Origin of the sequence: Niallia endozanthoxylica (assembly GCF_008710145.1) — a bacterium.
GTDB lineage: Bacteria > Bacillota > Bacilli > Bacillales > Cytobacillaceae > Bacillus_BD > Bacillus_BD endozanthoxylica.
The window spans coordinates 13,954-27,144 of record NZ_VYKL01000064.1; the positions used below are offsets into that span (position 1 = coordinate 13,954).

Genomic DNA, 13,191 nt, shown 5'->3' on the forward strand with positions numbered 1-13,191 from the left:
ACATTAATCTATCATGCGTAAGGATAATAAAAAATCAGGAAACCGTCTGGTGATTTCCTGATTTTTTATTGACGTTTTTTCACCGCTCCTGGTCTAAGTCATATTCAGCCATAAAATCAATTCTTTCTGTTATCCTCGGATGTGTTCCGAGAAAAAAGTGTATCGGTGTTGGTTCATAACCGGTTGACTTAATATTTTTCGTTAAGGTTTGGAATGCAGAGACAGCAGCTTCTTTATTTTGTGTCATTTCTATTGCATATTCATCAGCGGCATTTTCTTGATATCGAATTTGAAAATTACTAATTGGTGAAATAATAAAAGAAATCAAGCTAATAGTTAAAAGCAATAGCGGCAAGGCTGCAAGATCGTGCTGTCCCTCGACTCCCCATAGATGTCCAAACCTTTTAATCAGGAAATTATAGAGAAGATATCCTCCAAAAATGACAAAGAATGTGATGAGCAAGCTGACTGCCAAACCTACATAGATATGTTTTAATTTGTAGTGGCCAATTTCATGAGCCATTACAAATTTAATTTCTTCCGTAGTCATTTCCTTTATGGCTGTGTCACCGATAACAATTTGCATATTACTTCCAATGCCTGTTACAAAGGCGTTGATTGTGTTCGTTTGTTTAGACATATTCATTTCTAGAATCTTTGCATCTGGAATTCCAGCCTCATCGGCAAGTTCCTGAATCTCTGCTTTCAATTCTTTATTATCGAGTGGCTTATATTCATTGTATAGGGGCATAATTAGGACTGGAATGAGAAACATCGCAATGATGGTTAGCGGAATAGAGGCACCCCAGGTAATCAACCACCATTTCTTAGGGAATTTCTTAACGACCCAGTAAAATAGCCACAATAATGGAACAACCAGCACAATATCTAATGTAAACGATATTCCTAAATCCCTAGCGACTGAGAGGAGACTTTGGTCAGATAAACCATATTTATGATTTAAATAGTAGAAGAATAACTCCAATGGCAAATATAGTAAGGTAATTAACATACTAAAAATAAGGTAATAAAAGCCAATTTGCCAAAACGACTTTTTAAATATTGTTTTTGTCTTGTCTCTTAATCTTTTAGAAAAGGCCATGAGCAGAATCAGGAGCAGAAAATCCAAAGGTGTCTGTAGAAAAAACGTGAAATAATAGATCAGGTCTAAGTGGTGTGCTTCAATTATTTGTTCCATTGTCATAAAAGTGGTTGGATCAGCAACGGTACCTTTATATAAATCAGGTACGTAACCAGGTTTTAAATTAAATAAGTACAGGCTTATGACGGCTGCATAAATCAAATAAAAAATAATAAACCCTATATAAAACCGCTTGAGTTTCATATTACACCTCCTAATGTTTAATTAATTTCTGACTTTTCGCTTTTATTATAAACCTTTAGAATCTACAAATATACATAAATTTACATAATAGTAAAATAATGGTATAATTAGATAATGAATCCATAAATAATTATTTATTATCATTATTTTATATCTACCCCCAAAAAACTTAGTAAGTATTCGAATGGTATAGTAGAAGGTAATTCGGAGGTTAGATAATGGCAAATAGTCAAATTGACATTGATAAACTACTGGAAACTACATTGGATCTTTCTTTAGAAAATAATAGCATTACATTGAAGAAGTTTGAGATTGATCAGTTGTTAGAACAGACTCGGGAATTTTAATTATGTAAATTAATGAAACATCTTTATATTTAGGCAAATAATTAAAAAAGTTAAATATCGTTAGTAAAGTATATTTAGGAGTTGCTGAAACTATTCAGCAGCTTTTTTATTTTGCAATCTTATAGCAAATAAAGATATAATGGAAAACAAAGAAACCGATTACCTTTAAAGGAAATGAAAACAATCATAATATTATTATGTTAAAAATTCTTTTGATATTGAGAGTGATTATAAAATGAAAATAACCATTTACGATGTAGCTAAAAAAGCGGGTGTTTCAACAGCTACTGTTTCCAAAATCATTAATAATAAAGGTTCCATCAGCGAAAAAACGAGACAGAAAGTTTTAGAAGTAATGGAGGGATTACAATACCAGCCAAGTATGATAGCTTCTGCACTTAAAGGGAAGAGTACTTATACTATTGGTTTATTAATTCCAGACCTTTCGAATCCCATCTTTGCCGAGTATGCTAAATATATAGAAGAACGTGGACAGGAACTAGGGTTTAGTGTCATTATGTGTAATACTGATGCCAATCCGGAAAAGGAACAGAATTATATTTCGCTTCTGAAGCAAAAACAAGTGGATGGAATCATTGTTGCGGCTAGATTTAAGAATATTACACTTTTAAAAAAATTAATAAAAGAAAAGTTTCCCCTTGCCATTATTGCAAAAGATCTACCTACGCTACCAATTGACAGCGTAACGGTTGATGATTATTTAGGTGGTTATCAAGTTACAGAATATTTACTATCGCTTGGGCATAGAAAAATTGGTTTGATTGCTGAGGGAGATAGAAGCAGTGAAGAACGAATAAAAGGATACAGACAGGCGCTGCTTGATACAGGAATACAGCCAGTTGAAGATTTAATCATGATATGTGATAAGCCCACAAGAGAATTTGCAAAACATTATGCAGAAATTCTGCTTGATAAAGAGAAAGGGATAAGCGCTATTTTTGGATGCAATGATTTGTTAGCGATTGGTGCTATGCAAGCAGCACGTGAACGTGGCTTAGAGATTCCTGACGATCTTTCTGTGATTGGATTTGACAATACAGATTTATCAACGATTGTCATTCCTTCCTTAACAACGGTACAGCAGCCGCTTCGAGATATCGGACATCATGTTGTGGATTTATTAACAGAACAAATTAATGGGACTAGCAGAACCACGCATCGGGTTGTTTTGCTGCCGGAACTTGTGATACGTCAAACCACTAAGCAGGTAGAGAATAAAACAATTGAATAGGAATTTATCTAAAAGAAGATGACTAAAAAAATAGCTAAATTGAAGTCATCTTCTTTTTTCATTTAAATTAATATTTGAGAGATTTAAATTTACTGAAGCCTTCTCTAAGATTCTATAATGAAAGAATACAAAATATATACTGAAAATTAAAATATTTTATTAATTATCTATTGAAAACGCTATGAAAATGGTATAAACTCATCTCATAGGGTAATCGGTTACCTAAAATTTAACTGATTAAAAACATGTTCTAGGCGGTGATTTAAATAATTATTATAACTATTACAAAAAACTAAGGCTTATATGGATTAATTTAATGTGGTTTAAGGAGGTTATAAGAATTAAATTCAAATTTCAAATTAACCGATTACCTAATATATAACGCTTCATCTGAGAAATTGAATATTAGGAAAATGAATACATAAGTTTTCCCGTAGGATTGTTGAAAAAGCTGAGATGAATTAATAACTAGGGTTTGTTTCTATAATACAGGACAATTAATTACAAAATTAATTTTTTTATTAGGGGGCAAAAGTAATGAGAAAAATTAGTGGAATTTTAATGACAACTATATTAGGTGCAGGGCTTTTACTGAGTGGCTGCGGTGATTCAGAAGCAAGTCAATCCTCAGCAATTGCTGAGGAAGATTCGAGCGGACAAACGAAAGTTTCTGTTATTCTTAAAGCCTTAAATAGCGAAAACTGGAAATTGGTACAACGCGGGGCAATGGATGCAGGTAAAGAAGCTGGAGTTACAGTGGAAGTATTAGGACCGAATGCTGAAACAGAAGTAGAAAAACAAGTGTCTTTAATCGAGGATCAGATTACAAGCGGTGCTGATGCTCTAGTTATCGCACCTAGCCAGCCTTCAGCCGTATTAAATGTCCTTCAACAAGCAAGTGATATCCCTGTCGTTTTCGCAGATACCGATGCGGATTATCCAAAAAAAGTAAGTTTTGTGGGAACAGGAAATTTAGCAGCTGGTCAAGAAGGCGGTGAATTTATAGCTAGCAAGCTTAAAAAAGGTGATAAAGTTGCCATTATTCGCGGAGCACTAGGTGATAAAACCCATGATGACAGAACAGCTGGAGCAGAGAAAGCGCTTAAAGAGGCTGGAATTAAAATTGAAACCGTGCAGCCGGCAGATAGTGATCGATCAAAAGCAATGAATGTGATGGAAAACATCCTCCAATCAAATCCTGATGTTAAAGCTGTTTTTGTGACTAGTGAGGAAATGGCTTTAGGTGCGTTACGCGGAGCTGAAGCAAAAAACAGCAAGGTTATGGTCGTTGGATTTGATGGAAATTCAGAGGGGCTTAAGTCTATTCAATCAGGAGGATTGGATGCCGAGGTTGCCCAAGACCCTTATAAAATTGGATATTTATCTGTAGATGCAGCAGTTAAAGAGCTTAATGGAGAGTCGGTCGAAAAACGGATTGATACAGGGGCTAATGTTATTACAAAGGAAAATGTAGATGAACTGCTTACACAAGTTACTAAATATTTAGAAGAATAATTGATAATCATTTTACTAAAAAACTAAGGGGAGAATAAGCATGAAAAAAGTAAAGGTTGGTATTATTGGTGCAGGAAGAATTGGGAAATTACATGCTGAAAATTTAGTACGGATTCCACAAGTTGAAATTAAAGCGATTTCAGATATTTTTACCGATAAGGTCAAGCCGTGGGCGGAAGGCTTAGGCATTCCAAAAGTGACCAGGGATTTTGAAGAAATATTAAGTGATCCTGAAATAGAAGCGGTTTTTGTTTGTTCCTCAACTAATTCTCATGTACCTGTTATTACAAAAGCGGCTCAAGCAGGAAAACATATTTTCTGTGAAAAGCCTATTAACTTTGATTTGGAGCAAACCCAGCAGGCTCTTGAAGCAGTGCAAAAATATGATGTAAAGTTGCAAATCGGTTTTAACCGACGATTTGATCATAATTTCAAACGTGTTCGTGAAATGGTAGAAGAGAATAAAATTGGGGATGTACATATTATCAAAATAACTTCTAGAGATCCGGAAGCTCCACCAAGTGATTATATAAAGGTTTCTGGTGGAATCTTTATCGATATGAGTATCCATGATTTTGATATCGCCCGCTTTTTATCTGGAAGTGATGTAGAGGAAGTGTATGTTCAAGGTGCGGTTTTGGTTGATCCTGTCTTTGCTGAACATGAGGATATTGATACAGCTATTATCACTTTGAAATTTAAGAATGGTGCAATCGGCGTTATTGATAATAGTCGGAAGGCCGTATACGGTTATGATCAAAGGGTTGAAGTCTTTGGGTCTAAAGGCTGTGTAACGGTGAAAAATGATTTTCCTAATACAGCAGAATTAACGACAGATGACGGTGTATACACGGATAAACCAAAATACTTCTTCTTAGAAAGATATCAAGAAGCTTATATTGAGGAAACAAAAGCATTTATTGAAAGTGTTGCAGGTGATAAAGAAGTGCCGGTTAACGGAAATGATGGTCTGCAGGCTGAGTTGATTGCTCATGCAGCTAAAAAATCTTTTGATGAGAAAAGGCCTGTCAAAATCAGTGAATTCATTAAGGATACTGTTTCTAGATAAAAATGAAATAAAATCATGAATAGGAGAGGAATCAAATGACTAGAGAGTACGGTTTATGTATATGGACCTTTGGCGATATTTCATTAGAAGAAAAATGCAAATTAGCAAAAGAAATTGGGGTAGATGGCGTTGAGGTTCAGGGAGATCTCAAACAGGATCCCCATGAATTGGCAAGTTTATTGGCTAAGTATGAATTAAAAGTATTATCGGTTACACCTGATAATGTCGATATTTCCAGTGTAAATGAGGATACCAGACAAAAGGCCGTACAATACTTTTTAAATCTATTAAGCTGGGCAAAGGATTTGGGGGCAAATAGAATCTGCTTGCATGGTGAAGTTGGTAAAATTGTTGGATGCGGGGATGCTGTAAAGGATTGGGAACTTCTTTTAGACAGTACGAAAATCGTCATGGAAAAAGCAGAAGCTTTACAAATCGAAGTGGTATTCGAAGTATTAAATCGATATGAAAATCATCAAATTGTTACAGCAGAAGAGGCTTTAAGACTGATTGAAGCTGTAAACAGCCCAAATTTATTTGTTTTACTGGATGCCTATCATATGAATATAGAAGAATCCAATCCGGCAGCTGCATTAAGAATTGCCGGCAAGAAATTAGGAATTTATCATGTGGCAGACTCTAATCGTCAAGCCGTTGGAAACGGCCATGCAAATATAAAAGACCAGATTGAGGCATTACAGGAAATCTCTTATACAGGACCGATTATCATGGAAATGACAGCAGAAGGTCCAAATCCTTTTACACCAGTTAAAGGTGAGAGTTATCTACAAGTTGTGATTGATTATTACAAGTCATCTTTGGAAAAATTAAAAGTGATGGAGTTTTCAAAATCAGTAATATAATATTTTACTAATTTAGGCATTGTTTAGCTGGGCTCAGGAGCTCGGACTGTTAAGTGTTTCGCTCCTGAGCAATGTTTTTCTGTACTTCGTTTAACTAAAAATTATTATTATTATGGGGTCGTTCCCTAGGCGATCCCGCCTAATGTTGATACTGTTTTATTTGTTAACCGCACAGTTATTTTTACTCGTGCGGTATTTTTTTTGAATTTTTATGTTGTAAATTTATGAGTAGGAATTAGATTGAAAGTTTTCCTTGAGCTGAACATTTGCAAATACACAGCCTATGCTTTTAGATTAAATGTACACATGTTTAATTTATAAAATGCCTATGTTATTAATAGTAAACATACTAAAATATGCGTTTGGAAGAGGGGATTTTATGCAAATGAGAGTATCAGCTGTTCAATATCATCTTCACACGATTCATTCTTTTGAAGAGTTTGCTGATCAAGTGGAGCATTATATTAAAACGGCAGAAGAATTTGGATCAGATTTTATTATCTTTCCTGAGTTTTTTACCACTCAGCTTATGTCAATTGGAGATGAAAACGGAAAAGCCTTAACTATTGGGCAATTACCTGATTTTACTGAACAATATCGTTCATTATTTATAGAATTGGCCAAACAGTACAACATGCATATTATTGGAGGGACACATGTTATCCGTAAAGGAGATCGACTTTATAATGTCGCTCATATGTTTTATCCTGACGGACGAGTTGTCGAACAGGCAAAACTTCATATTACGCCAACAGAAGTGACAGAATGGAATATGAGTAAAGGAGATACTCTGGAGGTATTTGAAACAGAAAAAGGTAAGGTTGCCATGTTAACCTGTTATGATATTGAGTTTCCTGAAATCGTCCGTATGGCAAAAGCAAAGGGGGCAGATGTTATTTTTTGTCCATCTTGCACCGACGACCGCCATGGTTTCCACCGGGTTCGTTATACAAGCCATGCAAGAGCGATTGAAAATCAGGTCTACGTCGTCACTACCGGTACGGTCGGCTCACTGCCAACAGTGGATTTCATGCGGGCAAATTTTGGACAGGCCGTTGTCATCACGCCAAATGATATTCCATTCCCGCCAAAAGGGATCCTAGTAGAAGGGGAAATCAATCAAGATATGATTGTAACAGCAGATCTTAACTTAGAGCTTCTATATCAAGTTCGAGAAAAGGGCTCTGTTACGACCTGGCGTGACCGACGAACGGATTTATATCCTGATTGGGAAACAAAATAAAGATTTCGCCTATAGAAAGGGAGGTTCAAAATGTATCGAAAAGAATTTTTTGTTTTCGACCAAGACAAGCCTGTTCCAGTGGTAATCCGTAATTATGAAGAAAAGGATTTTTCTGACCTAATTCGTATTCAACAGGAAAGCTTCCCTCCTCCTTTTCCATCCGAATTATGGTGGAATGAAGAACAGTTAAAAAATCATGTGTCTCTTTTTCCTGAAGGAGCCTTATGTATTGAAGTGAATGGTGAAATGGCTGGCTCAATGACTGGTTTACTCGTGAATTTTGATCCCAAGCATCCTGATCACACCTGGGAAGAGATAACCGATAATGGATATATTCGAAACCACAAACAGAATGGAAACACTTTATATGTTGTTGATATTGGTGTTCGTCCTTCCTATCGAAAACTAGGGTTGGGCAAGTGGTTAATGTTTTCTATGTATGATGTGGTTGTTCATTTGCATTTGCAAAGATTGCTTGGGGGAGGCAGAATGCCGGGATATCATAAGCTGGCAAATAAAATATCCCCTGAACAATATCTAGATGCTGTTGTCAAAGGAGAGCTGAAAGACCCAGTCATTACCTTTCTCCTTCGATGCGGCCGTACTCCTGTAAAAGTAGTAGCTAATTATTTAGAGGACGAAGAATCTTTACACTATGGGACTTTAATGGAATGGAAAAATCCTTTTAGCCATTCTAAATAAAAAGGAGATTGAGCAAATGGAATATAATCGAATTACAAATATCGAAGATCCGTTATTTAAACAAATGCATCAATTAATGCAAGATGTTTTTCCTCCTGAGGAGGTATTGGAATTTGAACTTTGGAAAGAACCATTAGAAGACCCAGGAATTCGTGTATTTGTTGCTGTTCATGAAGGTAGAGTAGTAGGAGCTACAGAGTACCGCTATTATGAGGATTTTAATGTTGCTATGACAGATTTTACGATAATTGGTCAAGCAGGCCTTGGAATTGGACCATTTCTAGCGCAAAAAAGGTTAGTGGATTTACATGCGTTAGCAGGAGAACATGGTAAGAAATTACTAGGTATGTTTGCAGAAGTGTATAATCCATATCATGTCGATCATTATGAGTTCGGCGGAATTAAGCCGATGGATCCATACGTACGCCGTGAAGTGTTGGCACATCTGGGTTATAAACGACTTGATTTTCCATATGTTCATCCTTCTTGGAATAATGATGGTGAAGCTGTAACAGGCCTTGATCTATGTTTCCTTCCAATGGATGGGGAATTGAATGAATTGCAAACAGACTTAATTGTGAAATTTTTGAAACGCTATTATACCGTGTTATCAAATAAACCAGAGTCATGGAATAAGATGATTGAAAACTTAGAAGAAAAAACAAAGGTAGGTTTATTAGCTTTATAATAAACGTTTTATGCTGCAAGGAATTTTGTCTTGTAGCTTTTTTTGTAGCTAAATCCATATTAGTAATAATATTATGTTGATATAAAAATAAAAGAAATTTTCTTTCTTAATTGTAATATAGATTACAATCTTTTCAACAAGGGTAATGATATAATGAAAAAAGAAAATAATAAGTATATGGCAGTGTGCTTCTTAATATATACTAGCACTCGAATCCATTAATCAAACTTACATAATAAGAAAAGGGGTATTCAAATGCAAAATATGGCCGTACTTGGAGCAGGAATTATGGGACATGGTGTTGCTCAGCTGCTTGCTCAAGCTGGAAAAAATGTAAAAATTCAAGCTAGAAGAGAATCTTCTTTAGAAACAGCAAGAGAACTTATTACTAACAGTTTACAAATTATGGTAGAAAAAGGAATGACTACTGCTGAAGAAATGGAGCAGGCATTATCACGTATTACTTATACAACTGATTTACGTGAGGCAATTGATGGTGCAGAATTCATTCTTGAATCCATTCCAGAAGTTCTTGAGACAAAACTAGCTACTTACGAAATCATTGAAAGCGTTGTCCCTAAAGAAACAATTATTGCATCTAATACTTCAACGTTCCCATTAAAAGAATTAACACAAAATGCAAAACATCCAGAAAGATTTGTCATTACACACTACTTCAATCCACCGCAAATTGTACCTGTTGTGGAAATTGCTCAATTCGAGAAAACAGATAAAGCTGTAGTTCAAGCTGCATATGACTTAATGAAAGAAATTGGAAAAGCTCCAGTTGTTCTGAATAAAGAAATTACTGGCTTTATTGTTAACCGTGTTCAAGTAGCGTATCTTCGTGAATGCTTTAACTTAATTGAACAAGGAATTTGTACAGCAGAAGATATCGATATTGCTACCAAAGGAAGCATGGGCTTTAAATGGGCTTTCTGCGGACCATTAGAAAGTCAAGATTTAGCTGGACTTGAAACAACAAGAGCAATGGTAGGAAATATCATGAAGGATCTTTCAAATACAAGAGAAGTACCTGAATTCTTAAATAAAATGGTAGAAAACGGCGAGCATGGTATCCGTACAAATAAAGGCTTCTACGAATATGATGATAACGGTGCAAAAGCCATTCATACACGTGACGATCATTTCTTAGACCTTGCTAAATTAATTCAGCAAAAAGAAGAGAACAAAACAGTTAAATCTGAAAAATAAGAATCTGATTTAACTAGTGTTACAAAACAGACCCAAACTTTTTAGTGGTTAACCATTTTACTTCACCCATAAGTATAATATAAAAGGAAGCTGATTTGTTTGAATATCAGCTTCCTTTTTGTGTCGTTGTTCCAGGATACTTCGTTCAATAAATATTCGAAAATGAAGAATAAATCTATATTGTAATATAATTTTTAAAATGATTTAATTATTCATATAGCATCTAGAAGTAACTAGTTAAAGAAAATAAATTACGTTATTTATTACATGAATATTTATGTGAAAAAATGCACATATAAATTTTGTGAAAAGGAGAGTAATACGTAATGATGACAAAAGGGAGCAGTCTTAAATTAGAATCAAAGCGAACGATAAAAGAACAAGTCATGAATGAAATTATTAATCTTATTATCATGTTGGACATTACTGAACTAAATGGGTGGGAAGATATAGAGTTCGATAATATTGATTATTTGAAAACCAACTCTTCTATTTCATTGGAAGAACTTTTCGTATTAAAAGAATTATTAGAACATAAATACGAGGAAATGCTGTATCAAATGCATTTGGAGGAATATTACCTTCAGTAATTAATATAGAAGATTAGAATTCAAAGAAGCTGTCTAATGAAAAAGGCAGCTTTTTTCAATGTAATAATAATCCGGTTATTTTATAACTGCTTCATAAGTGTACGATTTTGTATATAAATATTTAGATTTTGTTTAAAATAGAATAGATGTAAAAGGATTGGCACATGTTTTGGAGGGATTGTATGAGTCGACTTGATAGACTCAGAATGGAGAAAGTGGAGACAAGACATTTTCAACAATTCAATGAGTTATTGCGTTATGTGTTTCAGGTGACAAAAAAAGAATTGCAGATGGTGGGTTGGGAAGAACGTGAAATTGCTCTGGCTAAGCTGCCTGTGTTAGAAAAGGCGGATGTATTAGGATGGTTTGATGGCGAAAAATTGATTTCTCAATTGGCTGTTTATCCGTTCCAAGTAAATATTTTTGGGCGAACATTTGAAATGGGTGGTCTGACAGGAGTTGGAACCTATCCTGAATATTCAGGGCTGGGCCTAATGAATAAGCTGATGAGGCAGGCGCTTCTAGATATGCAGGAAAGAAGGCAATCCATTTCTTACTTATTTCCTTATTCTTTTCCTTTTTACCGTCGAAAAGGGTGGGAAATTATTTCTGATAAGATGACCTTTGAAATTAGAGACTATCAGCTGCCAAAGATAAGAAAAGTTCCTGGTTATGTGGAAAGATTGGATACGGAACATCCTGATGTTAGAAGGGTGTACCGACATTTTTCCAGTATGCGTCATGCGGCGATGATTCGAAATGAACTAGCTTGGGATGAATACTGGAGGTGGGATTTGGATGATTTAACAGCCGCCGTCTACTATGATGGTTCACATCAGCCGGTTGGTTATTTGTTATACTGGATTTCAAAAGATGTGCTGCATGTGAAAGAGATGGTTTATATCAATCAAGAGGCACGAATTGGACTTTGGAATTTCATCAGTGCTCATTTTTCGATGGTATCGAAGGTAATTGGAAATACTTATACAAATGATCCATTAGCATTTTGGCTGGATGATGGGGATATTAAGGAAACAATTGCCCCTTATTATATGGCTCGGATTGTAGATGTGAAACAATTTCTCACGCAATATCCTTTCAAGGCATTGGGAACAGAGATTCACCTGACATTTGAGCTGACTGACCCTATTTTGGAATGGAATCAAGGGGTCTTTACCCTGCATGTTTCTGAAACAGGTCAAGGTGAACTCGTACAAAGTGAAGGTTTTGCAGACTTCTCATTGGATATCCAAACGCTGACAACCATGATGCTGGGCTACAAAAGACCTTCATACTTAGCTGTGATTGGCCGGTTTACGGCTAATAAACAGACAGTAGAACTATTAGAAAATTTAATTGAACGGGAGACCCCTTATTTTTCGGATTATTTTTGATGGACTACGCCCGCACACTTTTGACTTCAGTCATGAGTTAGGGCGTTTTTTCTTTAGAAAAAAACTTTTTACTAGATAATATGTATTATCAAAAGACAAACATACGTTCCTTTTGGTAAAATAAAACTATAGGGTCAAAATCAAGGAGGTGTTTGTTATGGTAAGGAAAACCGTTGAACAACGAAATAAAGAGCTGGAAAAGAATGGGTTAAAACTCCATCATTATGGAATGAAAGTTCGTGCCATAACAACACCCAAACAACAGGAATTAATCCTGCATTCCATCGGCTGAGCCCGTTTTACTTTTAACTTTTATTTAAACGAAAAACAAGAAGTTGATCGTGAGACGGGGCAGACGTTAGGCTATGGAGAATTTAAAAAGTCGTTTTTGACTTTAAAAGATCATCCTGTATTTAAGTGGTTAAACATACCGGATAAATTTGCATTAGAATGTGCAATGGAACAAGTGGATGAGGCATTTGACCGTTTTTTTAAGGGGCAAAACAAATACCCCAAATTTAAATCCAAACATCAATCCAAACAAAGTTATTCCACCAAAGAAACCAATGGAAATATTGCCTTGGATAGTGAAAAAGACAAGTGAAACTGCCCAAATTAGGTTGGGTTAAAGTGAAGTTTTCAAAAAAGCAAGTCCAGTTGTTTAAAGAGGATGGATTCAATGGGAAAATTAAAGGGGCTACGGTGTCGGTCCACAGCAGTGGTCAAACCCATATTTCACTCAAGATAGAGGAAGTCGTATCTTTAAAAAAGAAAATCGATTGGACATCTGTACCTATAGATCAAATAATTGGCTGTGATCTAGGTTTAACCCATTTTTTAATCGATTCGAACGGCAATAAAATAGATAATACACGCTATTTAAAAGGGTATTTATCTAAATTAGCCACCTTACAACGTCAAGTAAAAAACAAGAAAAAGGGTTCCTCTAATTATAAGAAATTACAACA

General features: G+C 35.3%; 14 protein-coding genes and 1 pseudogene. 14 read left to right on the forward strand and 1 reads right to left on the reverse strand.

Annotated elements, in window-relative coordinates:
- Positions 1-79 precede the first annotated feature (79 nt).
- On the reverse strand, positions 80-1,345 hold the full coding sequence (locus F4V44_RS26050) for a M48 family metallopeptidase (protein ID WP_150442892.1): 1,266 nt from the start codon (positions 1,343-1,345) through the stop codon (positions 80-82).
- A 218-nt stretch (positions 1,346-1,563) separates the two neighbouring features.
- Between F4V44_RS26050 and F4V44_RS28230 the strand changes: the two genes are divergently transcribed.
- The 14 genes and pseudogenes from F4V44_RS28230 to F4V44_RS26110 form a co-directional block, all read left to right on the forward strand.
- Positions 1,564-1,692, forward strand: a complete 129-nt coding sequence (locus tag F4V44_RS28230) for a hypothetical protein (protein WP_263406690.1) — start codon at positions 1,564-1,566, stop codon at positions 1,690-1,692.
- Positions 1,693-1,927: 235 nt separating this feature from the next.
- Entirely contained in the window at positions 1,928-2,944 is a 1,017-nt protein-coding gene (locus tag F4V44_RS26055; RefSeq protein WP_150442893.1) for a LacI family DNA-binding transcriptional regulator, read from the forward strand.
- 537 nt (positions 2,945-3,481) lie between these two features.
- Positions 3,482-4,459: a sugar ABC transporter substrate-binding protein gene (locus F4V44_RS26060; RefSeq protein ID WP_150442894.1), complete on the forward strand. Its 978-nt coding sequence runs from the start codon at positions 3,482-3,484 to the stop codon at positions 4,457-4,459.
- 40 nt (positions 4,460-4,499) lie between these two features.
- Positions 4,500-5,528: an inositol 2-dehydrogenase gene (gene iolG / locus F4V44_RS26065; RefSeq protein WP_150442895.1), complete on the forward strand. Its 1,029-nt coding sequence runs from the start codon at positions 4,500-4,502 to the stop codon at positions 5,526-5,528.
- Positions 5,529-5,563: 35 nt separating this feature from the next.
- Positions 5,564-6,391, forward strand: coding sequence for a sugar phosphate isomerase/epimerase family protein (locus tag F4V44_RS26070; RefSeq protein ID WP_150442896.1), 828 nt, complete (start codon positions 5,564-5,566; stop codon positions 6,389-6,391).
- Between the two features lie 379 nt (positions 6,392-6,770).
- Entirely contained in the window at positions 6,771-7,634 is an 864-nt protein-coding gene (locus F4V44_RS26075; protein ID WP_150442897.1) for a carbon-nitrogen hydrolase family protein, read from the forward strand.
- Between the two features lie 30 nt (positions 7,635-7,664).
- Positions 7,665-8,336, forward strand: a complete 672-nt coding sequence (locus F4V44_RS26080; RefSeq protein ID WP_150442898.1) for a GNAT family N-acetyltransferase — start codon at positions 7,665-7,667, stop codon at positions 8,334-8,336.
- Between the two features lie 16 nt (positions 8,337-8,352).
- The gene (locus F4V44_RS26085) at positions 8,353-9,024 is read left to right on the forward strand and encodes a GNAT family N-acetyltransferase (protein ID WP_150442899.1); all 672 of its coding nucleotides are present in this window, start codon (positions 8,353-8,355) and stop codon (positions 9,022-9,024) included.
- Between the two features lie 255 nt (positions 9,025-9,279).
- Positions 9,280-10,239 (forward strand): 3-hydroxyacyl-CoA dehydrogenase family protein, encoded by a 960-nt coding sequence (locus F4V44_RS26090; protein ID WP_150442900.1) that lies wholly within the window; start codon positions 9,280-9,282, stop codon positions 10,237-10,239.
- Positions 10,240-10,565: 326 nt separating this feature from the next.
- Positions 10,566-10,829, forward strand: coding sequence for a hypothetical protein (locus F4V44_RS26095; RefSeq protein ID WP_150442901.1), 264 nt, complete (start codon positions 10,566-10,568; stop codon positions 10,827-10,829).
- Between the two features lie 182 nt (positions 10,830-11,011).
- A complete protein-coding gene (locus F4V44_RS26100) occupies positions 11,012-12,223 on the forward strand; it encodes a GNAT family N-acetyltransferase (RefSeq protein WP_150442902.1) in 1,212 nt (403 codons plus the stop codon).
- A 157-nt stretch (positions 12,224-12,380) separates the two neighbouring features.
- Complete coding sequence (locus F4V44_RS28235; RefSeq protein ID WP_263406691.1) at positions 12,381-12,515, forward strand: hypothetical protein; 135 nt, start codon at positions 12,381-12,383, stop codon at positions 12,513-12,515.
- Positions 12,516-12,611: 96 nt separating this feature from the next.
- Positions 12,612-12,827 carry a hypothetical protein gene (locus tag F4V44_RS26105; protein ID WP_150442903.1) on the forward strand — a complete coding sequence of 72 codons (216 nt, stop codon included), beginning with the start codon at positions 12,612-12,614 and terminating at the stop codon, positions 12,825-12,827.
- Positions 12,828-12,853: 26 nt separating this feature from the next.
- Positions 12,854-13,191: pseudogene (locus tag F4V44_RS26110) on the forward strand (hypothetical protein); the annotation flags it as partial.